Annotated in this window: 29 protein-coding genes and 3 pseudogenes; 14 read left to right on the top strand and 18 right to left on the bottom strand. The window is 64.1% G+C overall.

The genetic code is table 11. From position 1 onward, the window contains the following. Positions 1-2: 2 nt before the first annotated feature. The 3 genes from ACZ46K_RS10320 to ACZ46K_RS10310 are packed head-to-tail and all read right to left on the bottom strand — an operon-like array spanning position 3 to position 3,268. Positions 3-1,082, bottom strand: coding sequence for an acyl-CoA dehydrogenase family protein (locus ACZ46K_RS10320; RefSeq protein ID WP_464748044.1), 1,080 nt, complete (start codon positions 1,080-1,082; stop codon positions 3-5). 6 nt (positions 1,083-1,088) lie between these two features. Continuing rightward, positions 1,089-2,246, bottom strand: coding sequence for an acyl-CoA dehydrogenase family protein (locus ACZ46K_RS10315; RefSeq protein ID WP_054805127.1), 1,158 nt, complete (start codon positions 2,244-2,246; stop codon positions 1,089-1,091). Continuing rightward, entirely contained in the window at positions 2,246-3,268 is a 1,023-nt protein-coding gene (locus ACZ46K_RS10310; protein WP_464748042.1) for an aromatic ring-hydroxylating dioxygenase subunit alpha, read from the bottom strand. The genes ACZ46K_RS10315 and ACZ46K_RS10310 overlap by 1 nt, the downstream gene beginning before the upstream one ends. Before the next feature lie 499 nt (positions 3,269-3,767). Between ACZ46K_RS10310 and ACZ46K_RS10305 the strand changes: the two genes are divergently transcribed. Continuing rightward, positions 3,768-4,838 carry a Zn-dependent alcohol dehydrogenase gene (locus ACZ46K_RS10305; RefSeq protein ID WP_054809748.1) on the top strand — a complete coding sequence of 357 codons (1,071 nt, stop codon included), beginning with the start codon at positions 3,768-3,770 and terminating at the stop codon, positions 4,836-4,838. An 85-nt stretch (positions 4,839-4,923) separates the two neighbouring features. Here the strand turns inward: ACZ46K_RS10305 and ACZ46K_RS10300 are convergent, their stop codons facing one another. After that, on the bottom strand, positions 4,924-5,949 hold the full coding sequence (locus tag ACZ46K_RS10300) for a TetR/AcrR family transcriptional regulator (RefSeq protein ID WP_464748040.1): 1,026 nt from the start codon (positions 5,947-5,949) through the stop codon (positions 4,924-4,926). 370 nt (positions 5,950-6,319) lie between these two features. On the opposite strand from ACZ46K_RS10300, the gene ACZ46K_RS10295 reads away from it, so the two are divergent. The 6 genes and pseudogenes from ACZ46K_RS10295 to ACZ46K_RS10270 all read left to right on the top strand — a co-directional run bounded on the left by ACZ46K_RS10295 (position 6,320) and on the right by ACZ46K_RS10270 (position 11,251). Next, the gene (locus tag ACZ46K_RS10295; RefSeq protein ID WP_464748037.1) at positions 6,320-7,693 is read left to right on the top strand and encodes an MFS transporter; all 1,374 of its coding nucleotides are present in this window, start codon (positions 6,320-6,322) and stop codon (positions 7,691-7,693) included. A 132-nt stretch (positions 7,694-7,825) separates the two neighbouring features. Further along, positions 7,826-8,557 carry an SDR family NAD(P)-dependent oxidoreductase gene (locus ACZ46K_RS10290; RefSeq protein WP_054805133.1) on the top strand — a complete coding sequence of 244 codons (732 nt, stop codon included), beginning with the start codon at positions 7,826-7,828 and terminating at the stop codon, positions 8,555-8,557. A 155-nt stretch (positions 8,558-8,712) separates the two neighbouring features. Next, positions 8,713-9,816, top strand: coding sequence for an alkene reductase (locus tag ACZ46K_RS10285; protein WP_054805134.1), 1,104 nt, complete (start codon positions 8,713-8,715; stop codon positions 9,814-9,816). Between the two features lie 50 nt (positions 9,817-9,866). After that, entirely contained in the window at positions 9,867-10,676 is an 810-nt protein-coding gene (locus tag ACZ46K_RS10280) for a MaoC/PaaZ C-terminal domain-containing protein (RefSeq protein ID WP_054809751.1), read from the top strand. Between the two features lie 62 nt (positions 10,677-10,738). Continuing rightward, positions 10,739-10,897 (top strand): annotated as a pseudogene (locus tag ACZ46K_RS10275) (SRPBCC family protein); the annotation flags it as partial. A 21-nt stretch (positions 10,898-10,918) separates the two neighbouring features. Further along, positions 10,919-11,251, top strand: coding sequence for an SRPBCC family protein (locus ACZ46K_RS10270; RefSeq protein WP_464749527.1), 333 nt, complete (start codon positions 10,919-10,921; stop codon positions 11,249-11,251). Positions 11,252-11,442: 191 nt separating this feature from the next. Here the strand turns inward: ACZ46K_RS10270 and ACZ46K_RS10265 are convergent. After that, positions 11,443-11,866: pseudogene (locus tag ACZ46K_RS10265) on the bottom strand (IS3 family transposase); the annotation flags it as partial. A gap of 11 nt (positions 11,867-11,877) precedes the next feature. On the opposite strand from ACZ46K_RS10265, the pseudogene ACZ46K_RS10260 reads away from it, so the two are divergent. Then, a pseudogene (locus ACZ46K_RS10260) lies at positions 11,878-12,021 on the top strand (helix-turn-helix domain-containing protein); the annotation flags it as partial. 27 nt (positions 12,022-12,048) lie between these two features. On the opposite strand, the gene ACZ46K_RS10255 reads toward ACZ46K_RS10260, so the two are convergent. Continuing rightward, positions 12,049-13,257: a hypothetical protein gene (locus tag ACZ46K_RS10255; RefSeq protein ID WP_054805136.1), complete on the bottom strand. Its 1,209-nt coding sequence runs from the start codon at positions 13,255-13,257 to the stop codon at positions 12,049-12,051. A gap of 41 nt (positions 13,258-13,298) precedes the next feature. Between ACZ46K_RS10255 and ACZ46K_RS10250 the strand changes: the two genes are divergently transcribed. Together ACZ46K_RS10250 and ACZ46K_RS10245 are read left to right on the top strand one after the other, a co-directional pair. Beyond that, positions 13,299-14,984, top strand: a complete 1,686-nt coding sequence (locus ACZ46K_RS10250) for a hypothetical protein (RefSeq protein ID WP_054805137.1) — start codon at positions 13,299-13,301, stop codon at positions 14,982-14,984. Between the two features lie 54 nt (positions 14,985-15,038). After that, positions 15,039-15,815, top strand: coding sequence for a recombinase family protein (locus ACZ46K_RS10245; protein ID WP_464748035.1), 777 nt, complete (start codon positions 15,039-15,041; stop codon positions 15,813-15,815). A gap of 108 nt (positions 15,816-15,923) precedes the next feature. On the opposite strand, the gene ACZ46K_RS10240 is transcribed toward ACZ46K_RS10245, so the two are convergent. Continuing rightward, complete coding sequence (locus ACZ46K_RS10240) at positions 15,924-16,292, bottom strand: nuclear transport factor 2 family protein (RefSeq protein ID WP_054805138.1); 369 nt, start codon at positions 16,290-16,292, stop codon at positions 15,924-15,926. Between the two features lie 71 nt (positions 16,293-16,363). Between ACZ46K_RS10240 and ACZ46K_RS10235 the strand changes: the two genes are divergently transcribed. Next, positions 16,364-17,233: a LysR family transcriptional regulator gene (locus ACZ46K_RS10235; RefSeq protein ID WP_464748033.1), complete on the top strand. Its 870-nt coding sequence runs from the start codon at positions 16,364-16,366 to the stop codon at positions 17,231-17,233. A gap of 155 nt (positions 17,234-17,388) precedes the next feature. Here ACZ46K_RS10235 and ACZ46K_RS10230 read toward each other — a convergent pair whose 3' ends face one another. The 11 genes from ACZ46K_RS10230 to rpmB form a co-directional block, all read right to left on the bottom strand. Further along, positions 17,389-17,565, bottom strand: coding sequence for a hypothetical protein (locus tag ACZ46K_RS10230; protein WP_464748031.1), 177 nt, complete (start codon positions 17,563-17,565; stop codon positions 17,389-17,391). A 156-nt stretch (positions 17,566-17,721) separates the two neighbouring features. Further along, positions 17,722-18,186, bottom strand: a complete 465-nt coding sequence (locus tag ACZ46K_RS10225) for an arsenate reductase ArsC (RefSeq protein WP_464748028.1) — start codon at positions 18,184-18,186, stop codon at positions 17,722-17,724. A 25-nt stretch (positions 18,187-18,211) separates the two neighbouring features. Continuing rightward, the gene (gene arsB, locus ACZ46K_RS10220; protein WP_054810197.1) at positions 18,212-19,252 is read right to left on the bottom strand and encodes an ACR3 family arsenite efflux transporter; all 1,041 of its coding nucleotides are present in this window, start codon (positions 19,250-19,252) and stop codon (positions 18,212-18,214) included. A 29-nt stretch (positions 19,253-19,281) separates the two neighbouring features. Further along, on the bottom strand, positions 19,282-19,689 hold the full coding sequence (locus ACZ46K_RS10215) for an ArsR/SmtB family transcription factor (protein WP_054807794.1): 408 nt from the start codon (positions 19,687-19,689) through the stop codon (positions 19,282-19,284). 24 nt (positions 19,690-19,713) lie between these two features. Next, positions 19,714-19,860, bottom strand: coding sequence for a hypothetical protein (locus tag ACZ46K_RS10210; protein ID WP_464749525.1), 147 nt, complete (start codon positions 19,858-19,860; stop codon positions 19,714-19,716). Between the two features lie 41 nt (positions 19,861-19,901). Beyond that, on the bottom strand, positions 19,902-20,195 hold the full coding sequence (locus ACZ46K_RS10205) for a hypothetical protein (protein WP_464749280.1): 294 nt from the start codon (positions 20,193-20,195) through the stop codon (positions 19,902-19,904). Between the two features lie 170 nt (positions 20,196-20,365). Next, positions 20,366-20,488 carry a type B 50S ribosomal protein L36 gene (ykgO, locus tag ACZ46K_RS10200; RefSeq protein WP_464748025.1) on the bottom strand — a complete coding sequence of 41 codons (123 nt, stop codon included), beginning with the start codon at positions 20,486-20,488 and terminating at the stop codon, positions 20,366-20,368. A gap of 73 nt (positions 20,489-20,561) precedes the next feature. Next, complete coding sequence (gene rpsR, locus ACZ46K_RS10195; RefSeq protein WP_054807793.1) at positions 20,562-20,831, bottom strand: 30S ribosomal protein S18; 270 nt, start codon at positions 20,829-20,831, stop codon at positions 20,562-20,564. A 15-nt stretch (positions 20,832-20,846) separates the two neighbouring features. Continuing rightward, positions 20,847-21,152: a 30S ribosomal protein S14 gene (rpsN, locus tag ACZ46K_RS10190; RefSeq protein WP_464748022.1), complete on the bottom strand. Its 306-nt coding sequence runs from the start codon at positions 21,150-21,152 to the stop codon at positions 20,847-20,849. Between the two features lie 2 nt (positions 21,153-21,154). Continuing rightward, complete coding sequence (gene rpmG, locus ACZ46K_RS10185) at positions 21,155-21,319, bottom strand: 50S ribosomal protein L33 (RefSeq protein ID WP_054807027.1); 165 nt, start codon at positions 21,317-21,319, stop codon at positions 21,155-21,157. After that, positions 21,320-21,556 carry a 50S ribosomal protein L28 gene (rpmB, locus tag ACZ46K_RS10180; RefSeq protein WP_054807026.1) on the bottom strand — a complete coding sequence of 79 codons (237 nt, stop codon included), beginning with the start codon at positions 21,554-21,556 and terminating at the stop codon, positions 21,320-21,322. Between the two features lie 109 nt (positions 21,557-21,665). On the opposite strand from rpmB, the gene mrf reads away from it, so the two are divergent. From mrf to rpmF, 3 genes are read left to right on the top strand one after another with little or no spacing between them, the layout of a single operon-like run. Beyond that, on the top strand, positions 21,666-22,880 hold the full coding sequence (mrf, locus tag ACZ46K_RS10175) for a ribosome hibernation factor-recruiting GTPase MRF (protein WP_054807028.1): 1,215 nt from the start codon (positions 21,666-21,668) through the stop codon (positions 22,878-22,880). After that, positions 22,877-23,128, top strand: coding sequence for a type B 50S ribosomal protein L31 (locus tag ACZ46K_RS10170; protein WP_054807025.1), 252 nt, complete (start codon positions 22,877-22,879; stop codon positions 23,126-23,128). The genes mrf and ACZ46K_RS10170 overlap by 4 nt, the downstream gene beginning before the upstream one ends. Before the next feature lie 24 nt (positions 23,129-23,152). Further along, positions 23,153-23,326, top strand: a complete 174-nt coding sequence (rpmF, locus tag ACZ46K_RS10165) for a 50S ribosomal protein L32 (protein ID WP_054807024.1) — start codon at positions 23,153-23,155, stop codon at positions 23,324-23,326. The last annotated feature ends 21 nt before the right edge of the window (positions 23,327-23,347 follow it).

The following is a 23,347-nucleotide window of genomic DNA, read 5'->3' as shown; positions in this document are numbered from 1 at the left end:
GGTCACGCTCCCTCGTAGATTCGTGTGATAGCCGCGACGATCGAGCCATTGTTCTCGGTGGCGTCGCCGAAGTCGTACTGCCAGCGCTTGGCCGCATTGGTGAACAAGTGGACGTCGGACTCGACCATGTAGCCGATGCCCGCGTGGACCTCGTGCGCGCAGTGGACCATCTCGCGGGCGGTGAGCGCCGCCTGATTGCGCATCAGATCGACGTACGGTCGGCCATCGCCGCCTGCGTCCAGCGCGGCCGCCGCAGCTCGGGTATGCGCCGACGTGACGTGTGTGTTCACGGCGATGTCGGTGCACAGGTACTGGACCGCCTGGAAGCGTCCGATGGCGCCGCCGAACTGATGGCGCTGCTTCGCATACAGCACAGTCGTGTCGAGCAGGCGCATGCCGGCGCCGTACACCTGCGCGGCCCGCATCACGGCGCCGCGCTGGGACGCACGGTCGATCACCCGGTCTGCGTCGGCGCCACGAGCGAGGATCCGCCCATCGACGACGGTGACGTCGGCCAGCGTCACGCTGAACATCGGGTATCCGCCGACGTTCGGCATCGGCTCGACGTTCGCATCAGTCGCGTCGACGTGCAGAAGGAGGCTCTCGCCTATGTCGACGGCGTGCACCAGGAAGCTGTCCGCCCGGTCCGCGAAGCCGACTCCCAGCACTCGACCGCTCGCCGTTCCGCCGTCGATGGCGACCGCTGATCCCCAGTTCCCGGTGAGGAAGGTCGGGATGACGACGGCTTCGCCGTCACCGATACGGGACGCCAGCTCCGTGGCGGTCGCGGTGCCGACCAGGGTCGCGGCGTCACGCGCAACGGTGAGGTCCAGCAACGGCGTCTCGGCCAACGCGCGGCCCATTTCGACGAAGACAGCCGCGATTGTTCCGAGAGTGGCTCCGTCTTCGTCGGTTCCATTCGCATCGCCGAGCTGCAACCAACCCAATTCGGCGAACTGGCTCACCTGATCGGCGAACAGAACATTGTTCGACCGGTCTTCCAGCGGCGAGTAGCGCGCGAACACCGACTTGCTTACCTCTGCGAGGGCGGTGAAGTCCTCGCCCCATGCCAATTCCATCATCTGCTCCTATCGCGGCAGGCCGAGGCCCCGCGTCGCGAGCACCATCCGCTTGAGTTGGGACGTTCCTCCGGCATGGTTGGCGAACGACTGCCGGTACCACGCCTCGGGCTTTCCATTGAGGGGGGCGTACGACGACCCCGACCGCAATTGACTGGTCGGGCCGAGCACGCGATCGTAGATCTGAGCGAACAGGGGCTCGTACTCCTTGGCGATGACCTGCTGGACGCCGCCGCCCCACGGGGTCTGCCGACCGCCCGCGTTGTCGCCGATGATCTCGTAGGCGAGCAGACGCTGCGTCTGGATCATCTCGGCGAGCTTCGCGAGATCCGCCTGCACATGCGGATCGTCGAGCTTGCCCGGGATCGCCTTGCAGTGTGTGAGCAGATCGCGCAGCCGGGCCTCTTGCATCGCGTAGATCGGCTCGACGGTGCCCGACGCGTAGAAGGCGCGCATGATGTACTGCCAGCCCTTGCCCTCTTCACCGATGAGCGAGGTTTCCGGCACGCGAACGTGATCGAGGTGTGTACTGGACTGGACACCGCCGCCGTAGTTGCGCATCGGGTGGAGGGTCACGCCGGAGCTGCGCAGATCGACTACGAAGATGCTGATCGCATCCCGCGCCGAAGGATCTGTCGCCGTGCGGGCCGCCACATACAGTACGTCCGACATCGGCCCCCAGGATGTGAACGCCTTCTCCCCGGTGATGACCCACTCGTCCCCGTCCCTGACGGCCTTCGTCCGCAAGGAGCCGAGGTCGGAGCCGGCCTCCGGTTCGGTGAGGCCTTCGGCCCAGAGGGTCCGCATGTCCGCGATGTCGGGAAGCAGCCGCTTCTTCTGTTCCTCGGTGCCGCCCACCAGGATGGTGCCCGCGGCGAGAAAGATTCCGACCGAATTGATCATCGGTGCGTCGGCTGCGTACAGTTCCTCGAGGAGGATCTGGTTCGAGATCGGGGGTAATCCCTTGCCGCCGTACTCCTTCGGCCAGGTCAGTCCGATCCACCCCTTGGCGGCGACCTTCTTGCTGAATTCGACGGCGATCGCCCACTGGTCGGGGGCATCGTCGAATTCCGGGTTGAAGGCGTTCCCCTTCGGTAGCTCCGCATCGAGAAACTCCCGGATCTCGGCCCGCCAGGCCTCGCACTCTTGTGTCAGTGTCAGTCTCATTACGCGTTTTCCGCCTGTAGTTCATCGGTCCCTGCGGTCTGCTCGGCGGCGCCGTGGCCGAGGTGGCCCGCGGGGTAGAAGTTGCGAGCCCACTTGCGGATGTCGCGGAAGCCTGCGGCTTCGGCAGTCGCCAGTCCGGGCGGCTCGGTGTAGCGCTGATGCTCCCAGATTGCGATGTCAGCTTGAACTTGTCCGATTGCGTTGCGCTGCCGCTTGATCACTCGCGATTCGTCCTCGCCGTCCTCCTTGCTCGCCCACGTGGAGAACCGCAGGATCGAGCGCTCGTCGTCGACGGGGGTCACCGCTGTCAGCGAGCAGATGGCCCCGACTCCGTCGGCGTACGAAAACCCCAGCCCCAGTCCCAGGAGAGCGGCCTTCGTGCGGCCCGCAACGGTCTCGAACTCGCCGTCGGCACCGCGGCGCTTGAAGTTCAGAGCCAGCTCGGTCTTGAAGTCGTACTCACCGAACTCGCGGTGGACGACGGTCGGGATCTCGTCGGCGCGGTGGACGTACTTGAAATGTGCGAAGTCGACGCCGTTCTCGGCGGCGTACTGCGGGTGGATCGGCAGCTCTGCAGTCGCGAAGCGGCCGGCCTCCCCGAGCTCGTGGTAGTCGCTCGCCGAACCGGAACCGGGAAAGAGATCGAAGATGCTGGGTACGTCGTACAGCGGTGCGCCTCCGTCGACGTTATGCCAGATGTACATGATTCCATCGCGCTCGGTGATGGGCCACGTGCCGATCTTGCGGACTCGGTTCGTCGTCTTCTGATACGGAATGCAGGTGTTGCGTCCTTCCGGACTCCACTGCCAGCCGTGGAACGGGCACGCGATGTCGTCGCCGGAAACCGATCCACCATGCCCCAGATGGGCCCCGAGGTGCTCGCAGTAGGCGTTCAGCACCACCAAGCGGCCGTTCTGGGTGCGGTAGGCGACCAGGTCATGACCGAAGTAACGCAACGGTGTGACGTCGCCGGCTTCGAGGTCGGCAGACCAACCGATCTGAAACCACCCCGTCGGCTTCATCGATAACGCCATAGGTAACACTAGATCCTCCTGAAATCTTGCAACAGAGGCACTTTCGGAAATTGGGCAGAGATCTTCCATCGACGATGACTGTCACAGATCGCAACCGACAGCTATCCGCCGACGCAACACTCGGTGGCGAGCCGCGACCACGTCCACAGATCACCGCACACCGTGACTGCCATCACTGTAGCCATTGGCTACGTTGACGTCAACAAGAACCCTTGAATTCCTCCCCGCCTCAGGTGAACGGGCTTCTTGACGGAGCCATCACCAATTCGCGGCACCCGTGCGTGAGGCATCGAGCATTGTCCCGAGCGGTTCGGCTCGATCGAGCCAGGAGCTTGACGGTGGAACTTTCCGCCCATAGCATCACCATCGTCGAGACGGATGCCACAGAGCTGGCTGAGTTTTCACAGCACCCTTACATTCCCGCCGCAACTCGCTGTTCTTTCGCGCATTGTGCGAGCGGATTCTCATAGAACAGCGAGGCCAACAATTGAAAGCAATTGTCTTCGACGGCACCGACAACAAGCTGGTTGACGGCGTCACCGTCCGCGACCCCGGGATCGGAGAAGTCCAGGTCCGCATCGTCGCGAGCGGTCTGTGCCAGAGCGACTTGAGCGTCGTCAACGGAAAGATCCCCTTCCCGTCCCCGGTGATCCTCGGGCACGAGGGCGCGGGCATCGTCGAGGCAGTCGGCCCGGGTGTCACCATGCCCTCGGTCGGCGATCACGTGGTGCTCTCGACACTGGCCACATGCGGCCAGTGCGCCTCGTGCACCTCCGGATACCCCACGATGTGCCGGGAGTCATTCGGGAAGACGGCGACCCCGTTCGAACTCGACGGCACCCCGATCCACAACTTCGCGACGCTCTCGACCTTCACCGAGCGGATCGTCGTCCAGGCCGGGCAAGCGGTGCCGATCCCGAAGGACATACCGCTGTCGACCGCGTGCCTGATCGGCTGTGCAGTGCTGACCGGCGCCGGAGCAGTACTGAACCGGGCCCGCGTCAACCCCGGCGACTCGGTGGTCGTCATCGGAGCCGGCGGCATCGGCCTCAACGTCATTCAGGGCGCTCGAGTCGCAGGCGCGGCGACGATTGTCGCCATCGACACGAACCCCGACAAGGCGCCGAAGACGAGCCTCTTTGGCGCCACCCACTTCATCGATGCGACCGCGGGCGATACCGTCTCCGCCGTCCGTGAGCTCACCGACGGCGGGGCCAACCACGTCTTCGATTGCGTCGGCGGCGAGGCAATCACCAGCCAGGCGATGGACATGCTCGATTGGGGCGGCCAGCTGATCATGCTCGGCGTCGCCGGCCCGGAAGCCACACTGTCGGTTCCAGCCGCCACGTTCTACATGGATCGCTCGGTGCTGGGCTGCCGCTACGGCTCCGCACGACCGGGCGCCGACATCCCCAAGTACCTGGGCCTCTACCGGTCGGGTCGACTCCTTCTGGACGAACTCGTCACCAAGACCTACGAACTGGACGACTTCGAGTCTCTCCTCGACGACGCCCGGAACGGAAAGCTCGACCGCGGAGTACTACTGATGCCGTCCTGACGACGACTACTCCCCGCTCGCCGGAATGCGCGGAAAGCCCCTCGGGCCTTCCGTGCGTTCCGGATTTCCGGTGCTTCGTGCGGTCCTATCTGTTCGGCCGGGCCGCGTAGACGAGGAGCTTGAGCAGTTCAGTGACTTCCTGCCGAGCCTCTTCCGGACTACGACCCGGATTGTCGGCGAGCTCAGTGAGATACGGCTCGTAGAGATCCCACACCGCGCCGACGAGAGCGATCAGAGATGCCAGCACGTTCGAATCGAATTCGGATCGCACCCGCGGCTCGACCGGGTTCTCCCACAATGCATCGATCTGCGATCGATAACCGCGGGAACTGACTTGCCCGAGCAATCGATCCGGTGACGTCTCCTCGAAAACCGACCACATCAGCATCCGACCGAACTGACCCGAATCGATATCGGCGCCGAACGAGTTGTCGATCGCGGCGTAGACATCTTTCTCATCGGAGAGACGGTCGCCGCCATAGCTGACCAGCAACTCCATCACCGCCACCAAGAGGTTCTCTTTCGTGCGATAGAACCGATGAATCAGGCCGTAGGACACGTCCGCCGCGGCGGCGATCTCTCGCAAGGTGACTTTCGCCGGGCCCTTGCGGGAGAAGAGATCCGCAGCAGCGAGAAGGATGTCGTGTTGCGCTCCGGACGACCCCGCCCGAGACGGTCTCCACTCGGCGACCTTCTGACCCGTGCGCTTGACACCGGATTCGGTAGCCGGTGGGGCGCTTTCGTCGACCGAGCCGGCCGTGCAGGCCCCGGCCAACCGAAGCGCATCCTCCGCGGTATTCGGGCACAACAACATTTCGGCCGGAGTCCGGTCGAACTCGTCGATTTTCGTGGTCGACCACCGGGCGATGGCGTGCGGTTCGATGTTCTCGTCGAACGCCGCGAGAAACTTGGGCACCTCCCGACGAACCCGGCGATTCTCCAAGTCGAACTGCCATACCGGGAACAGGGTCATTCCGTTGCCCGCATAGCCGAGCATCTTCCTGTTCTGGATGCGCTTGTTGATCGCCTGGCGGCTGATATCGAGGAACTCTGCCGCCTGTGGTGTGGTCCAGACGTCGGCGGATTCGGTGAGGTCGCTGAGGGCTTCCATAGCGCGCGAACCATATCACGATCACCGGCGCCGAAAAACAGCAGAGAGCGGCCGCGGCCTGGTCGATTCGCACCCGCTCCACTCGCAATGTCGAGGTGATTCCATCCGCTCTATTGACGCAAACGTAGCCATTGGCTACTGTGACTACGGTCACTGGCCGCTGCCGCAGCGATCCGTGGATACGATCGCGGGTCGCTGCGTTCGACACCCGCGAACTCTCGCACCTACGCGCACCTGCCTGTCGAGCACGTTCCGTGAACGTCTTTGTCGTAAAGGAACTTCTGCACGGCGAACGGGAGCCACGCGCCGAACCCCGGCACCGAGACTCCCGTCGGGCATTACATCTAACGACACATCGAACAGGATCCATATGAGCTCACCCGAGATCGCGCCACGAAGCCTGGCGCGCAGGGCGTCGATGGCAGGCTTCTTCGGAACTGCGGTCGAAGCCTACGACTTCATGGTTTTCACATTCCTCATCGTCTATCTGTCGCCCCAGTTCTTCCCCAGCGACGACCCTGCAGCCGGGGTTCTGAGCTCCCTTGCAGTCCTCGGCACCGGCTTCATTGCGCGCCCGGTCGGAGGCATCATCTTCGGTCGAATCGGTGATCGCTTCGGTCGCCGATTCGCGCTGATCGTCACCATCACCGGCATGGGTGGCGCCACTGTCCTGATGGGACTCCTGCCGACGCAGTCCGCACTCGGGATCCTCGCCCCGATACTGCTCGTCGCCACCCGTCTACTGCAGGGTTTCTTCGCCGGCGGCGAGCAGATGGGTTCGGCCACGTTCGTCACCGAGCATGCGTCTGCCAAGAACTACGGCATCCTGAGCGCGATGACCCCGGTCGGATTCGCCTTCGGCGCCGCGCTTGCTCCACTGGTCGTCGCCGTCACCACCTCGCTGTCCTCGGAAGAGTGGATGGCGAACTGGGGCTGGCGCATTCCCCTCCTCATGTCGCTCCCCCTGATGCTGTACGTGCTGTACCTGCGTACCCGGCTCGAGGAATCGCCAGACTTCAAGGCACTCGCCGACAAACACGAGGTACAGCGCGCTCCCCTGCGTTCGGTCGTCACGCGATACCCCGCGACCTTGCTGCGTGTGGTCGCGCTCAGTACGTCGGTTCTCGCGATCGGCTACGTGGTTCCGGCGTACATGCCGCTCTTCCTACAACAGGAGGTCGGTATGACCCCCGGCACCACAGCCTGGCTGGCAACCGCTGGATCGACCTTCTCCATCGCCGTCGGATTCGCCGCCGGATTCATGATCGACAGGAGTGGCCGCCGGAACACCATGATCCTGTCGCTGGGCATCATCCTTGTATCGATGTTCCCGATCATGTACTTCATCAAGGTAACTGGCGGCAATCTGTTCGTCACCGCAATGGGCCACATGCTCCTCGTCGGCCTCGCCGGCGCCGCCGCAGTCCCGGCCTATGCAACACTCACCTCGGCGTTCCCCGCTGCGGTTCGCTACACCGGCGCTGCGATCGGGTTCGGCCTCGGTTCGGCAGTCGGCGGCGGGGCCGGGCCTTACCTCGCAGGAAAACTCACCGCGATGACCGGTAACTCCTACGCCGCCTCCGGCGTCGTCGGCGCCGCAGCCCTGCTGGGCATCGTCGTGATTGCCACGATGCCGAACAGCAACAGCATCGCCGCGCCTGAGGCAACGCTCATGACAGGCGACATCGAGTCCGACGACGCTGATTCGGTGGGAGAGTTGCCTCTGTCCCCGAAGGCGGTGTGACAGTGGGGCGGCCGCAGATCCACGATCGGAGAGGCGCATGACCCATGACCTGGCCTTCCCTGTCGATCGCACCGAAGTGACCGGATAGTCGACTACCGCAGTCTATTCGACCTGTCCGGACGCCGATACCTCGTGCTCGGTGGCGGACAGGGAATGGGGCGGCAGGTATCCCACGCGCTCGCTCAACTCGGTTCCACAGTCGTCGTCGACATCGATCAGGACCGCACGGCTGCCGTCTGCGCAGAGATCGGCCACGCGGCAACGGCCGAGCATGTCGATGCCACCGACAACGCCGATATGGCTGCGTTGGCCGAGCGGGCAGGCGAGGTCGACGGCGTCGTCGACGTCATCGGCATGGCGCGATACGGACCCCTGCTCGACCTCACCGACGACGACTGGCGCTGGGAGGAAGCCATTGTCCTGCGCCACGCCGTGCTCGCGATCCGACACTTCGGCGCCCGGCTCCGCGACCGCGGCGAGGGCTCCATCACCTTCGTCTCGTCGGTCTCCGGAATCGGCAGCTCACCGGCGCACGCTGCGTACGGCGTATACAAGGCTGCACTCGGATCACTGGTCCGCTCTGCAGCAATCGCGCTAGGACCCCACGATGTCCGCATCAACGCGGTTGCTCCCGGTTTCGTTCTCACTCCCCGAATTTCGGAAATCCTCGACGCCGATGCGCTCGAGGACATCCGCACCCAGGTACCACTCCGGAGGGTGACCATGCCTGCCGACGTCGCGAGCGCCCTCGTCTTCCTGGTGAGCAATCTCGCCCGGACCGGCCAAGTGCTGGTGGTCGACGGTGGAGCTACCGGCAAGTACCCGTACGACATGTCAGGCTTCCGAGTCGGTCACCCCTCTTGATTGACGCTAGATTAGCCACTGGCTACAGTTGCCCCTGTCGCGGTGACGATGGTCACGCGATCAGGTGGTGCGTACCGGGATCCGGTGCCGGACCGGTCGACGCGCCTCGCGCCGTTCACGAGAGTCATAGACCTCCCTCAAGGAAAGAGAATCGATTGACCCAGTTGTTCGACACGTACCAGCTCGGTGAACTCGTCCTCGAAAACCGCGTGGTGATGGCACCCATGACCCGGGCACGCTGCGTCGATACCGTCGCGAACTCGGATACGGCGGAGTATTACCGCCAGCGGGCAGGTGCCGGACTGATCGTCACCGAAGGCACACCGATCTCCCCGGAAGGGCAAGGATATGCGTATGTCCCCGGCATCTGGTCCGGCGAGCAAGTCTCCGGCTGGCGAACGGTAACCGACGCCGTTCACAGCGAAGATGGTCGAATCTTTGCCCAACTCTGGCACGTCGGCCGGTTGTCGCACATTTCGATCCAACCCGGACGACAGCGGCCTGTCAGCGCCGGCGCCGCACCGGCCCATGAATGTAAGACCTTCGCGTTCAGTGATGCCGAGACCGACGGCTTCGTCGACGTCAGCGATCCTCGCCCCTTGTCCACAGAAGAGGTCGGTCGCGTAACTCGTGACTTCGCCGGCGCCGCAACCAATGCACGCACCGCCGGCTTCGACGGTGTCGAATTGCACGGGGCCAACGGCTACCTGTTCGAACAGTTCCTCAACCCCTCGACCAACACGAGAGCCGATCACTACGGTGGTTCGATACGAAATCGCACTCGGTTCCTGTTGGAAGCGGTCGATGCAGTGATCGAGGCGATCGGTAGCATCCGCGTCGGAATTCGACTCTCCCCGTTCAGCGAACTATTCGACATGCCTTCCTACGCCGAGGCCGCCGACACATACCTGTACCTGGCGTCCGAACTGTCTCGACGAGACGTTGCCTATGTGCATCTCATCGATCAACGTCCCGCAGGAACCTGCATCCTCGATGTCGGGTTCCTTTCCGCGTTCCGAGCCTGTTACCGGGGAACGATCATTCTCGCCGGTGGTATGACTCAGGAGCTGGCCGAGAAGTTGGTAGGGAACAACTTGATCGACCTCGCCGCGTTCGGACAGCCGTTCATCGCCAACCCCGATCTCGTCGAGCGCATGCAGAACGGATGGCCTGTGACGACACCTGATCCGAGCTCCTACTACGGCGGCGGCGCGGAGGGGTACATCGACTACCCGAGGTTCGCCCGGACGACCGCGTGAAGCGGCAGGTCGAACACATAGTTGCCACAACAGCAGGAGGGACTTCGCCCATGACCGAACCGACATCGACTCCCGCTCGATGGCGTGGCCTCGACCTGGGCACCCGTGTGGTCGCTTACGACGAACGTGACGCCATCCTGTATGCGCTGGCAGTCGGTGCGCGGGCAACCGACCTCGACCTGGTATTCGAGGATCGACTTCGCATCCTGCCCACCTTTGCCCTGACACTTGCACAGTGGGCACCGGATGCGCTGGGCGCTCTCGGGGCGTTCGACACGAAGACTGCTCTCCACGGATCGCAGAGCCTCGACGTGCTCTCTCCCATGCCTCGGTCCGGTGAGATCACGATGTCGGCACATGTTGGCGCCGTCTGGGACAAGGGCCGTGCCGCGGTGTTCGAAGTAGTCGTCGAGAGCGATTACTTCGTGGCAACCTGGTCATTGTTCGCGCCTGGTTCCGGCGGTTTCGGCGGCGACCGCGGCCCGTCAGGACCGACCGCGCCCTCGCGGGATGCTGAACTCGTCGGCGCCCTCACGACCGGGTCCGATCAAGCTGCCCTCTACCGGCTCACCGGTGACCGGCATCATATCCACATCGATCCCGACGCTGCCGCCCGCATCGGACAGCCACGCCCCATTCTGCACGGGATGTGCACGCTTGCCGCGACGACGCTTCCTCTCGCGGACCTGCTCGGTGCCCATCCGGCCGATCTGAAGGCACTCTTCGGCCGATTTGCAGCGCCTGTGTTCCCCGGCGACTCTGCACAGATTCGCGTATGGGGTGATGCAACGGCTTCCTGCTTCGACGTTACGACCGCCGGCGGCGCTGTCCTGACCGGTGGACATGCCGTATTCACTTGACCCCGAAAAAATCCCACCAACATCTGAATTCACCAACGACGTCTCTCACTTCTGGAGGTCGAATGTCCGAGTTGTCTATTCCAATTTATGACCCTTCCACGCTTGTTCGATCTATAACGGTCGACATCGAGGCACCCGCGAGTCTCGTGTGGCAGGTCCTCACGGACCTTGACAGTTATTCGCACTGGAACCCCTTCTGCGTATCAGCACGGTCCACACTGGAAATCGGTGCGCCCCTAGAGATGACCTTGATCGACTACTCCGGCGAAACCGAGACGTTCCCCTACGTCGAATACGTTTGCGCCGTCGTGCCGGAACGCTTGCTGTCGTGGGAACTGCGAGCAACCGACGTGTCACCGGACGCCGCCCGACGTGACCAAGTTCTCGAGCACATCGCTGAAGACCGTTGTCGTTACTATTCGACGGACGCGTTCCTCGGCGAAGCCGCGCACGAAATCATGAGGGACACCGGCGATTGGGTGAAACGTGCATTCGATGACACTGCCGTGGCGCTGAAGAAACGCAGTGAGATGCTCTATGCCGATCACAGCAGGGGTAGCGATCAGTCCGCATGACGCGGCCACTGGACTCGCTGGCGAGCTGCCAGATCCACGCATGCACTGCAGCGACACAATAACTCGGAACGGTAAACCGAGTGCAGGACAAAAGGCCGCCACGACCCGCAGCGCAACCAGCCTGCGCACGGGACGGTTCAGCGCGCAGCGCAGGTTCCTTGATTCCTCGGCTCAACGAAAACCTCGGCATAATCGCTGTGAAAGAGTGCACCCTCCAGGCTGGCGGCACCGCGGGCGGGGGCCGCCGACCACAGTGCGTCGGTGACCCACTCGGTGCGCATGTGCAGGACTATCGACCACCCCGCCAGCCGTTTCGAGCGCAGGACCAATACCGTGGCCAGATAAAGAAATTGGCCGCAACCGGAAGGTAAGTGGGGGTACCTCCCTGCACGAAGTGTTTGGGGGAATGTCGCCGACGTACTTGGGTGTTCGGTGCGCTCGCGGTGAAGTCCCGCCGGATCAGATCCGGTACCGGGGTCGCGGGCGGCTCGGGGACCGTGGTGCGGACAGTCTTGCGCAGATGCACCCCGACGATCCCGTTCTCACGCATCACCCGTTCCACCCGCTGTGGTTCACCTCGATCCCATCATCGCGTAGCTCGGCCGTGATGCACGGGCACAGTAGAATGGGAAGCGGCGGCCGCAGCGCTCGAAGTTCACCGTCATACCCTTCGCGCACGTATCGCCAAGATCGAGGAGTTGCTCGATGTCGATCTCGCGGATGCACGTGTACGGGCTGAGCTTCTACTTGCACTGCTCGTAGTCAGCTGAGGAGGTAGATCGACCGGTCACCTGCCGTTATCGCTGCGCCGCAGCCTCGATCGCACGAGCCGTGGCCGCTTCGATCGCTTCGACGACCTTCACCGGGGCATGGATAGCGCCGCCCTCGACCAACTCGTCCATGATCGACTTGACCTGACGCAAGTACACTGCGCGTTCGGGGAGCGACTCGGCGCTCTCGGCGTGCCGCAGCAGCTTCGCTGCTTGTTCGAGTCTGCGGCGGTCCACCGGATCGAGGTACGTCGTACCCTCACGTTTCGCGGATCGTTCGGCAGTCGCCCAGGCGACGGTGAGACGGCGGACCGCATCCCGGTATGCCGCTGCGAACGTCGAATCCGACGGCATAGTCTCGGTACGCAACGCGGTCGCTTCCTCCATCGCCTCATGGAATGCCGCCGTCGCGGGGTGCGTGATGTCGGTGAGTGCGGGATATCGCATGAGGATCAGCGGTTCGGTCTCGTACGGCAGGTAGGCGAGCAGAATCTCGTCGTGCTTGATCTTCGCGGACTCCCAGAGCTTCTCTGCGGAAGACGGTGTCGCGAGACCGGCCGACGGCGGTGGCGATGGTGGTGCCTGCTTCGGCGCGACATGGTCAGGCTTGGATGGCTTCGACTCGAGCGCCAGCGGTGCAACGGTGCGCCTGAGCTCGAGGATTATCCGATCACTGACCGGGTTGTTGTGGGGATCGGCCGGTACGCAGAAGAACTCCCCGCTGCGCAGAGTGATCTGCAGGTAGTAATGCGATCGCAGCCGGAAATCATGCTCGGCAGGCACCCATGTCGAGCTACCTTCCCACGGGCCGACGCTCATCTTGACCTTGGTTACAGCAGACCTCGGGAATCGGTAGGTGCGTTCCGACCAATCACCCAGCATGACCTCCGTCGGACTGATCTGGATCCCCAGTCGCGGCGGCCGGCGGTGGGTCACCGCGAGAACCGCGCCCAGAGCCAACACCATGGGAATCACCAGCGCGAGGGAGGTAAGGAAGTCATCCCGGCCGATCTGCGTCCACATCCAGCCACACAGCACGACCACTGCGCTGGATGGGACTCCGACCACGACCGGCAACCAGGAGGTGTGGTTGGCGTCGACATACGCGCCGAACTGGAGATTGTCGAGATCGTCGCCGCCGGCACTCTCGACCGGAGCCCGCTCCGAGTGACGGTGCTCGTCGTCGGACAGCGCGCCACCACTCGATGTCCGCAGATGCTCGTCGGGTGCTACCACACCCCGATCTAACTACAAGATCAGTATGTTAGCGTCACCCGATGCCCAAGGTGAGCCGCAGATTCTCACTCCGTGCGGCCATTACAGGTGCCGCCACCGGCGTCGTTTCGTTCACCGGTCTCACCATTGCGGCCGACACCTCATCGTTGTTTCTGTACGGCGCAGGCGCCGGTATTGCAGCACTCGGTGTGGTTGTCGGTGCACGACGACTCCGCGGATCCGTCACCGGCTTCGTCGAGAACCCCGATCTCGCGGCGGGCGGTCCACGGCGCGCCACCGCCATCGACTCACCGCATGCCAAGGTCGCGGTAATCCATTCGGTGGAGACAGAGCTCACGCAGCATTTCCGGATCGCGAAGTTCGGTCTCACCGTCGTGGATCGACTGTTCCGCGACGGCTCCTATGTCACGTCCACCCGCGCAATGGCTCAGCCCAAGGTGCTCGAGTCTGCCGTCGGCGAGCGTCGCATGGCCACGATCGAGGAAGTGCACCGCCTTCCGGGCGCAGTCATCATGCCGTGGAAGGACTCCGAGCTCCAGCAGCACGGCAAGGTGCTGGCCGCCGAGATCCCGGCGGAGATACCACCGGAACGCGTCTACACCGTCCCTCGCGGCGGGGTGGTGTCGCGGGCGATGGCCACCGTCTGTTTCTGCACTACCTTCGCGGTTTTCGGTTCGGCGACCGGCCTACTGCTGCCCGACACCGCGGGACTGAGCTCCGCTTTCTCCTCGGCGGTCACCACAGCCACCGACATCGATACGGGCACGGGCGAATGGGAGATCACCACTGCCATCGGCCAGTTCGGTCTCGACGCATTGGCCGCGATGACGGTGATGGCCGAGAAGGACATTCCCGGCAGCACCGAACACGTACTCGAGGTCACCTTCTACGGTTTCTGGACCGAGCTCGTCGTACTCGATGAGACGAACGCGCAGCGCGTCGTCTACCACGCCAGCCAGGACCCCAGCGGAAACTACGACCCTGACCGGGTAGACGTCAGGCGTGGGGCCAGCAACGACAGCGGCGCCCGCGTCCGCAATACCTTCCCTCTCTCGGTCCTCGATCCTTCGGTAGTCGTCGCGGCATACGACGAGATCACCGCAACCCTCGGGATCGACCAGACCGGTGACGATCGCGTCGAGATCAGTAAGGAAGCACCGGACGCCGAGCCGCTCATCGAAGTGCGCGCCTCTGTCGAGGGCGAAAGCACCAGCTACCTGGCAAAGCTCGACGGAACCGTCGCCCCGATCTTCGACATCGGCGATACCGCCGCCGCCCTCGACCAGGTCGCCTCATCTCTGCCGCGTGCAGGCATCGACGCGACCACACCTCGCATCGGCTCCATATGCATCGCCTGCGGCTCCGGCGGGATCGAGCTGACTGTGGACCCTACGGTCGACGGTGGTGAGCAGCAGGAGTTTTCGATGGACTCCGGCGCCTTCCCGACGGTATCGATCGACGAGTCGACCACACCGACACCTGACGAGCTCTTCAGCTTTTCGCAGATCACCGCGGCGCAGCTCGATGCCATCGTCGCGGCCAACGCCGAACGGGTCGGTGCAGAACCGGCCGATACTGCATCGGCAAGGTTCACGATCACCAAGAAGCGACTCCCCGACGCCGATTCCGACGCCCCGCGGATCCTTCAGGTGGACGTCGAGTTCGCGACCATGGCAGGCAGCAGCGCAATCTATCTTCCCGACGGAACGTTCGTCACCACCGACTAGCCGCGGTTCTGTAAACGCACCTACCCCTCATACGAGTAGGAAGGTGGGCCGGAGATGGGCCACAACGATCAGCAGGAACAGGCTACAGGCGCCGCGCCTTTGCGGGCGGTCGTGTACGTCAGGATCAGCGACGACCCGGAGGGTACGGAGCGGGGTGTGGATCGGCAGGAGGCCGACTGCCGCGCCTACGCCGAAGCCCACGGTTGGGAGGTCGTCGCAGTGTTTCGCGAGAATGACACGTCGGCGTTCAAGCAGCGCACGATCACCCTGCCGTCGGGTGAGCGAGTGCGGCGCGTGGTTCGGCCGCAGTTCCGCGCCATGCTCACCCACCTCACCGGCGGGCAGGCGCAGGTGATGATCGCCTACGACCTCGACCGGGCCGTGCGCGACCCGCGCGACCTGGAAGACCTCATCGACGCGAAGGTGCTCGGCGGGTTCGAAGTCCGCTCGGTCACCGGCTCCCTGCGGTTGGACACGGATTCTGATGTAGCGATGGCCCGTGTGCTCGTGGCGATGGCGAACAAGTCCTCCGCCGACACCGCCCGCCGTGTCGCGCGGGCAGCGAAGCAACAGGCCATCGAAGGCTCCTGGCATGGCGGCAGGGTGCCGTTCGGGTACCGCGCCGAGAACGGTTTCCTCGTGATCGACCCGGTGACGGGTCCGCTGGCGGTCGAGGCCATGCAGCGGTTCTGGCCGGTGAGTCGCTGTATCGGATTCGGATGGACTGGAACGAGCGCGGCATCCTCACCACCCACGGGGTGCGCGTGGACGGATCGGACACTGAAGCTGCTTCGCCACGTCAGCCGCCAGACGATGCGATCCCCCGCATGAAGGCCCAACTGCGAAGAGACCCGCCTGCATTGGCTTCCGCGAGCGCGTGCGCTTTACTTGGAGTTCATTGCGTTCTAGAACTCAATGAGCACTTCGCGGAGCACGCGCTCACTGAGTCGCGGTGCGACCCGCTTGGGCTGCGAGCACCTCGCGGGGGTCAAAGGCAACGCGGATGCGGGTGATCTTCCCGTTCTCGAAGTGCGTCCACTTCGCGGTGGGTGCTGGGCTAGCGATCGTGCTGTGCAGGTCGAACCAGGTGAGCACGTCGGTGTCGTTCGCGAATCTGGCCTTCACCTCGATGCGCGTCAGAACCCGGCCAAGACCTTGCAAACCGGTCAGGAACTCGTCGATGCCCTGCGTCTGCGCCAGCGGCCCGATGAAGTCAACATCTTCCGCAACCAGGGACCGGATGGTGTCGTAGTCGCCCTTCTCCCACGCGGTGAAATATGTCTGGTCGATCTGCTCCAGTGCGCTCATGCCTCCATCCTCCGCAGTTCCGAATGTATCTGTCCAACAGATAGAACTGATCCGAGCTATCATCGGTACGTATGGAAGTGCATCAGCTTCGATACTTCGCCGCCGTCGCAGACGAGGGCTCATTCACGGCGGCTGCGGCCCATCTGCACGTCAGCCAATCTGGAGTGAGTACCCAGCTTGCAAAGCTGGAACGCGAGCTGGGACAGTCGTTGTACACCAGAGGCCGAGCACTCACCCTCACACCGGCAGGCCATGCCCTTCTCCCGTTGGCGCGCGAGGCTCTCGCCAGCCTCGACGCGATCACCTACACCGCAGCCGAGTTCGCGGACGCCGTACGCGGGCCGGTGCGCTTGGGAACCATCCCCGGATGCATCATCCCCGGATTCCTCGACGTCGTGGCTGGTCTCGGCACGACACATCCCGGCATCACCCTCCGAGTCAGCGAAGGCAGCGCCACCGAACTCCAACGCGGCATCCGCGACCGGAGCCTCGACATCGCTCTCACCGGCTACGCGGGCGCACTCCCACCCGAGTTCGCGAATCAGCTCGTTACCGACGAGCAACTTCATGCGTTCGCTCTCTCAGACCTTGGCCTCGGTGCCCGGCCGCGCCTGGCCGACGTGCAGCGGCACCCAGTCCTCAGCCTTCCCCTGGGTAGCGGAATCCGCGCCGCATACGACCAGTCCTGCGCGAAGCTCGGCCTCGACCCGAGAGTCGACATCGAAGCAAGCTCACCGCTCACCCTGCTCGGTCTTGCCGAGCGCGGCGGCGGAATCGCGGTGTTGCCCCGCACGATCGAAACCGCTGGAAGTCTTGTCGTTGCGCCCATCCGAGACGCGACCGTTCACGCGAAGCTCGGGTTGATAACCCACCGCGAACAGCCCGCACCTGCCGTCCGCCTCGTCACCGAAAAGCTCACCGCAGCGCTCAGCGAACCCTGACCGCCACACCCCGACGAGCCCTTGTCAGCAGCTTCTTCTCCACCCGTTCCGCGTCCCGACCCGTTTAAACGCGCGCAAGGCAGCGCTTGGCTTCCTCCGCGCGCTGCCAAATGGCCTATCAGCCACTGAGCCAAGGTGATCAAGGTGATGCACGACTACACCGTCGAAATCGCGATCACCGTGGAGGAACGATGAAGCGCCGTGGCCGTATCGGGCGTCTCATCGGCGGCGTCGCGTTGATCGGTGGTTTCCTGACCTGGCTTGTCATGCGCGCAGAGTTCATGGAATTGATCGGGCAGACCGGCAACATGAGCGTAGGCCTCGCCCTCCACTCCGTAGCGTGGCTGACACTCATCGGCGGCGTCTCGCTCCTCGCAACCGAAGTATCCACTTCCTCTGCGCGTTCATCATCCCCAGCGCAGCCCTCCCCGCACGAGCAAGAGACAGGTCTCGAGCGCACGATCGGTTCACGTCGTCGGCAAAGCACATCACCCCGACGATCGGCGAACCCGGCCTTGGCCGACATTCCTGACGTCGGAGACGAGCTCGGCGATCAGCGCCTCGACCTTGGCCTTGATCTCGTCGCGAATCGGACGCACCTCCTCGACCCCTTGGCCGGCCGGATCTTCGAGGACCCAATCGCGATAGGACTTGCCCGGGAACACCGGGCAGGTGTCGCCGCACCCCATGGTGATCACCACATCGGAGGCCTGCACCGCATCGACGGTGAGGATCTTCGGGTTCTGCGCGGAGATGTCGATACCCACCTCGGCCATCGCCGCGACAGCGGCGGGGTTCACCGCGACAGCGGGGGCGGAGCCGGCGGAGCGGACCTCGACCCGGTCGCCGGCCAGCGCAGTGAGGAACCCCGCGGCCATCTGGGAACGGCCCGCGTTGTGCACACAGACGAACAGCACCGACGGTGTGCGATCGGTCGTGGAGTCGATGGTCATGGAACCAGACGTCCCTTCTGGTGCATCACGACACGGTGAGGGCGGGCGAACGGGTGAAACGCTTACGCAGCGCAAGCGAGACGTAGATAAGAGCGACAAGGACGGGCACTTCGATGAGCGGACCGACCACCCCGGCCAACGCCTGACCGGAGGTGACCCCGAAGGTGCCGATCGCCACCGCGATTGCCAGCTCGAAGTTGTTGCCGGCGGCGGTGAACGCCAAGGTGGTGGTGCGCTCGTAACCCAGGCCGACCGCAGCACCGAACACGAATCCACCACCCCACATGAGGATGAAGTACGCGAGCAGCGGCAACGCAATGCGCACGACGTCCCAGGGCTGCGAGGTGATCTGCTCACCCTGCAGGGCGAACAGGATCACGATGGTGAACAGCAACCCGTAGAGCGCCCACGGTCCGATCTTCGGCAGGAAAGTGTCCTCATACCACTTGCGGCCCTTGGCTTTTTCTCCGAAGTGGCGGGTCAAGAAGCCGGCGATCAGAGGGATACCGAGGAAGATCAGCACCGATTTCGCGATCTGCCCCGGCGAGACATCGAGCGTGGTCTGTTCGAGTCCGATCCAGCCCGGCAGGATCGACAGGTAGAACCAGCCGAGCACCGCGAACATGATCACCTGGAACATCGAGTTGATCGCGACCAGCACGGCGGCGGCCTCCCGGTCGCCGCACGCAAGGTCGTTCCAGATGATGACCATCGCGATACAGCGGGCCAGGCCGACAATGATCAGGCCGGTGCGGTATTCGGGCAGATCGGGCAGCAGCAGCCAGGCGAGGGCGAACATCAGCGCCGGACCGAGCACCCAGTTGAGGATCAGCGACGAGATCAGCAGCTTGCGATCGCCCGTGACAGTGTCGAGGCGGTCGTAGCGCACCTTCGCGAGCACCGGATACATCATGATCAACAGGCCCAGCGCAATCGGCAGGGAAATGTTGTCGATCTCGATGACGCTCAACGCATCCCCGAGCCCAGGGATCAGGCGGCCGAGCAGCAGGCCGACGACCATGGCGATGCCTATCCACACGGCCAGGAATCGGTCGAGGACCGACATCTTGCCGGCGACGGATCGGGTGTCGGTGGTCACGAGATGGCCCCCTCGAGCGGTTCATTCGGTGCGTAGGTGCAGGCCGATCCGGGCAGCACACCGGATTCGGTGGCGAGCACCGCGGAGAGTTGCTCGAGGGCGGCGGGGATCACCCGGTAGTACACCCAGGTGCCGCGCCGCTCACAGTCGAGAAGTCCGGCTTCGCGCAGCACCTTGAGGTGATGCGAGATGGTCGGTTGCGAGAGGTCGAAGGCGGGGCTGATGTCGCACACACAGCTTTCGCCGCCCTGGTGGCTGGCGATCAGACTCAGCATGCGCAGCCGAACGGGATCACCGAGGGCCTTGAACATGCGGGCCAGGTCGCCGGCCCAATCCGAGGTGAGGGGCTCACGCGACAGCGGCGGGCAGCAGGGCTCGCCCCCGCTCGGCTTCTGATTCGACATCTGTCTATATTGACTTGTGTCTATTCAATCGTCAATCCGCATGCCGATCCGATGCCGCAGCTTCAGTGAGGTCTGGTCGGTGACATAGCAGGCGATGAGGTGCTCGCGGAACACGTCGCACTGCTGCTGCTCAGCGCCGGCGTGCCCTGGATCGCTCGGATACGAAGGCATCACCAGTGGCAGTCCTCGCCGGCCGGTAGCTCCGAACCTCGTCAGTGGTCGTCGTAATGCCCGTCGTGCGCAGCGTGCCTGTGCCCGTCGTGGACATAGTCGACGTGATCACCGTGCGGGACCGCTACGTGTCCGCATTCTGGACCGTGGGTGTGATCGTGCCCGTCATGAACCCGGTGCTCAGTGGGCTCGCATTCGTCGAAATGCCCGTCGTGGGCGCGATGCAGGTGCCCGTCGTGGACATAGTCGACGTGATCGCCATGGGGCACGGCCACGTGCCCGCAGCCTTCGGCGTGAACATGCTCATGGCCGGAATGTTCCTGGTGGTCGGTCATCATCGAACTCCTTGGTGGACGTTCAGTCGAGCTTCCGCTCCTTCCACTCTCCCACTTCATGAGCGTCGCGCGCCTCGGTTCCCCGGCAACTGGGGGTATGTGCGCACTACTCGGGGGCACCCGCACCGGAGTAGCGGTGGCGCTGGGATGTCACGGCGCCGGATCGGTCGTCAGCCCTGGCGGGCTTTGAATCGTGGGTTCTGCTTGTTGATCACATATACCCGCCCTCGGCGACGGACGACCTGAGCGCCGGGCTGGTTCTTCAGCGACTTCAGTGATGCACGAACCTTCATGTTTGCCTCCTGGCGAGTAATAGCACCGGCGGGACATGCCTGTCCCGCCGGTGTTCGGGTATTCGAGAAGCGCTCAGCGGTGAGTACCGGCAAACGGCAGCAGAGCCATCTCCCGGGCATTCTTCACCGCGGCGGAAACCTGACGTTGCTGTTGCGGGGTCAGGCCGGTGACATGGCGGCTACGAATCTTGCCTCGGTCGGAAAGGAACGTGCGCAACAGGGTGACGTCCTTGTAGTCGACCTGCTCGATCTTCGCGGCGCGCAGCGGATTTCGTCGCGGTGTGCAACCGGAGACAGCAGGCGCCTTCTTGGATACTCGCTTGGGTACTCGGTTGACTGCCATGAACTCGGAAGCCCCTTACCAACTCGACTTGCGGACGCCAGGCAGTTCACCCCGGTGCGCCAACTCGCGCATCCGCACACGAGAGAGCCCGAATTTGCGGAGGTGACCGCGGGGGCGGCCGTCCGCGACGTCCCGATTACGCACCCGCACCGGGCTCGCGTCGCGTGGCAGTCGCTGCAGAGCAGCCTGCGCGGCGCGTCGCTCCTCCGGGGTGCTCGAGGGCCGCCGCACAGTCTCTTTGAGTTCGCTGCGGCGATCGGCGTAGCGGGCGACGATCATACGCCGCTGCTCGTTTCGGGCGATCTTCGATTTCTTGGCCACGACTATTTCTCCTCGCGGAACTCGACGTGCCGGCGCAGCACCGGATCGTACTTACGCAGCACGAGACGATCGGGATCGTTGCGTCTGTTCTTGCGGGTGACGTACGTGAACCCGGTTCCGGCGGTAGAGCGCAGTTTCACGATCGGGCGAATCTCGTTGCGGGCCATCTACAGCTTCTCCCCTCGAGCGCGCAGCCGGGCGACGACGGCATCGATCCCGTCACGATCGATGGTCTTGATGCCCTTCGCCGAGACCGTCAAGGTGACCCGACGTTTCTCGGAGGGCACGAAATATGTCTTGCGCTGGATGTTCGGATCCCAGCGTCGGTTGGTGCGGACATGCGAATGGGATACGGATTTTCCGAATCCGGGAACGCGTCCGGTGACTTGGCAGTGCGCCGACACGGTGTCCTCTCCGTCGCCACAACGTTAGCGACAATCATTTTCGACAAGGAACGACAGGGACTGTACGCTCGAGCCAACAGAAATGACAATCATTATCGAAAGGGGCATGGTGGACCGCCGGACACCGCTGATCCTCGTCGCCGGGTGGCGCGGATCGATCGAACAGACCGCACACGCACTCCTGAAACCAGGGACGATCATCGTGCGCCACGACCTGGCGGACGTCTACGAGGGCATCGTGCGGCGCACACTGACCACGATCGACGACGAGCGTGAAGAGATCCTCGAACTCGCCCACGGTTGCGTCTCGTGCACGTTGAGAGAAGACCTACTCCCCTTGCTGCGCCGCCTCCACGATCGCAGCAACGTCGACCGCATCGTCCTGCTCCTCGACCCACTCTTCGAACCCGAAGCACTGTGCTGGGCAATCGAACACATGGTGGTGACCGGCATCATCGGCCGGGTCGACGCACCCGCCTCCCATGACGTACGGGTCGAGGGCACCGTCACCTGCGTCGACGCTGCCACCTGGCTCGACGACGCCACCGGCTACGACGAACTCGATGACGAACGCACGCTCGCACAGGTCGTCGTCGGGCAGGTCGAGTTCGCAGATGCCCTCGTCGTCCATCCTGGATCCGACGGATGGCAGCAGGCGCGTCTGCACGCGGTGCTGTCCCGGCTGGCGCCTGATGCACCCGTGATCTGGGGTGAGCACGGCGACATCGAATCCCTGCTGCGACGAATTCCCCCCACCGCTCGGCGCGGTGCGATCTCCGACGCGCATACGCCGCTCCTGCGCGGACAACCGCCGCTCGACGAGGACTGCGGCGTACAGCTGTTCGAATACACCGCCCGCCGCCCATTTCATCCCGAACGCCTCCACGGGGCGATCGATGCACTGCTCGACGGCGTGGTCCGCACCCGCGGCCGGGCATGGGTGGCAACGCAACCCGACAATGCGTTGCTGCTCGAATCCGCCGGAGGTGGTCTGCGCATCGCCCACGCCGGGCCGTGGCTCGCGTCGATGACGCCGGAACAGCTCCGGGACGTGAACAGTGAACGGCAAGCCCTGGCCGCGCTGCGCTGGGACGAGACCTTCGGCGACCGCGACACCTCGCTGGCGATCCTCACCCACGACACCGAACCCGACTCGATCCGCGCAGCCCTGGATCGGGCGCAGCTCACCGATGCCGAACTCGCGAAGCCCCATCTGTGGGCGAGCTGGAGCGACCCGTTCGGTGACTACCACGAAGACCCGTGCGAGCCGTCGGCTCTCAGCGAACCGGAAACCTCATCGACAGAAGGAGAAGGACGACGATGAAACCCACCATCCATCCCGAGTACCACCCCGTCGTGTTCCAGGACGCCACCACAGGAACCGCGTTCCTGACGCGCTCGACCGCCCGGTCCGACCGCACGATCGCGTGGTCCGACGGCAATACCTATCCCCTGATCGTGGCGGACGTGACCAGCGAATCCCATCCGTTCTGGACCGGAACAGCCAGGACATTGGACGTGGCCGGTCGCGTCGAGAAATTCGAGCGCAAGTACGGCCGTCGCCGCCCCTGATCACCCCTTCGAAAGGATTCCGCCATGGCAGTTCCCAAACGCCGCATGTCCCGCTCCAACACCCGCTCTCGGCGTTCCCAGTGGACGGCGAGCGTGCCCGCCCTCGTCCCCATCACCGTCGACGGTGTCACCTACCAGGTTCCTCGACGGCTCGTGAAGGCAGTGCACGCCGAGCTTCTCGATCCCCGCAATCTCTGACCACACGTAAGACGCGGCCCC

It is taken from the genome of Rhodococcus sp. JCM 9793 (assembly GCF_055380405.1).
Note: the sequence above shows the minus strand (reverse complement) of the source record. Positions and strands in the feature narration are given on the sequence as shown.

What these genes read in the sequence shown, in the direction of transcription:
- ACZ46K_RS10205 (WP_464749280.1), bottom strand. Translation starts at nt 20,195, where the DNA reads ATGACCGACCACCAGGAACATTCCGGCCATGAGCATGTTCACGCCGAA.
- ACZ46K_RS10280 (WP_054809751.1), top strand. Translation starts at nt 9,867, where the DNA reads ATGACCGAACCGACATCGACTCCCGCTCGATGGCGTGGCCTCGACCTG.
- ACZ46K_RS10245 (WP_464748035.1), top strand. Translation starts at nt 15,039, where the DNA reads ATGGGCCACAACGATCAGCAGGAACAGGCTACAGGCGCCGCGCCTTTG.
- ACZ46K_RS10170 (WP_054807025.1), top strand. Translation starts at nt 22,877, where the DNA reads ATGAAACCCACCATCCATCCCGAGTACCACCCCGTCGTGTTCCAGGAC.
- rpmG (WP_054807027.1), bottom strand. Translation starts at nt 21,319, where the DNA reads ATGGCCCGCAACGAGATTCGCCCGATCGTGAAACTGCGCTCTACCGCC.
- ACZ46K_RS10300 (WP_464748040.1), bottom strand. Translation starts at nt 5,949, where the DNA reads ATGGAAGCCCTCAGCGACCTCACCGAATCCGCCGACGTCTGGACCACA.
- ACZ46K_RS10215 (WP_054807794.1), bottom strand. Translation starts at nt 19,689, where the DNA reads ATGTCGAATCAGAAGCCGAGCGGGGGCGAGCCCTGCTGCCCGCCGCTG.
- ACZ46K_RS10240 (WP_054805138.1), bottom strand. Translation starts at nt 16,292, where the DNA reads ATGAGCGCACTGGAGCAGATCGACCAGACATATTTCACCGCGTGGGAG.
- arsB (WP_054810197.1), bottom strand. Translation starts at nt 19,252, where the DNA reads ATGTCGGTCCTCGACCGATTCCTGGCCGTGTGGATAGGCATCGCCATG.
- ACZ46K_RS10320 (WP_464748044.1), bottom strand. Translation starts at nt 1,082, where the DNA reads ATGATGGAATTGGCATGGGGCGAGGACTTCACCGCCCTCGCAGAGGTA.
- rpsR (WP_054807793.1), bottom strand. Translation starts at nt 20,831, where the DNA reads ATGGCAGTCAACCGAGTACCCAAGCGAGTATCCAAGAAGGCGCCTGCT.
- ykgO (WP_464748025.1), bottom strand. Translation starts at nt 20,488, where the DNA reads ATGAAGGTTCGTGCATCACTGAAGTCGCTGAAGAACCAGCCCGGCGCT.
- ACZ46K_RS10295 (WP_464748037.1), top strand. Translation starts at nt 6,320, where the DNA reads ATGAGCTCACCCGAGATCGCGCCACGAAGCCTGGCGCGCAGGGCGTCG.
- ACZ46K_RS10270 (WP_464749527.1), top strand. Translation starts at nt 10,919, where the DNA reads ATGACCTTGATCGACTACTCCGGCGAAACCGAGACGTTCCCCTACGTC.
- ACZ46K_RS10225 (WP_464748028.1), bottom strand. Translation starts at nt 18,186, where the DNA reads ATGACCATCGACTCCACGACCGATCGCACACCGTCGGTGCTGTTCGTC.
- rpmF (WP_054807024.1), top strand. Translation starts at nt 23,153, where the DNA reads ATGGCAGTTCCCAAACGCCGCATGTCCCGCTCCAACACCCGCTCTCGG.
- ACZ46K_RS10210 (WP_464749525.1), bottom strand. Translation starts at nt 19,860, where the DNA reads ATGCCTTCGTATCCGAGCGATCCAGGGCACGCCGGCGCTGAGCAGCAG.
- ACZ46K_RS10310 (WP_464748042.1), bottom strand. Translation starts at nt 3,268, where the DNA reads ATGAAGCCGACGGGGTGGTTTCAGATCGGTTGGTCTGCCGACCTCGAA.
- ACZ46K_RS10315 (WP_054805127.1), bottom strand. Translation starts at nt 2,246, where the DNA reads ATGAGACTGACACTGACACAAGAGTGCGAGGCCTGGCGGGCCGAGATC.
- ACZ46K_RS10235 (WP_464748033.1), top strand. Translation starts at nt 16,364, where the DNA reads ATGGAAGTGCATCAGCTTCGATACTTCGCCGCCGTCGCAGACGAGGGC.
- ACZ46K_RS10250 (WP_054805137.1), top strand. Translation starts at nt 13,299, where the DNA reads ATGCCCAAGGTGAGCCGCAGATTCTCACTCCGTGCGGCCATTACAGGT.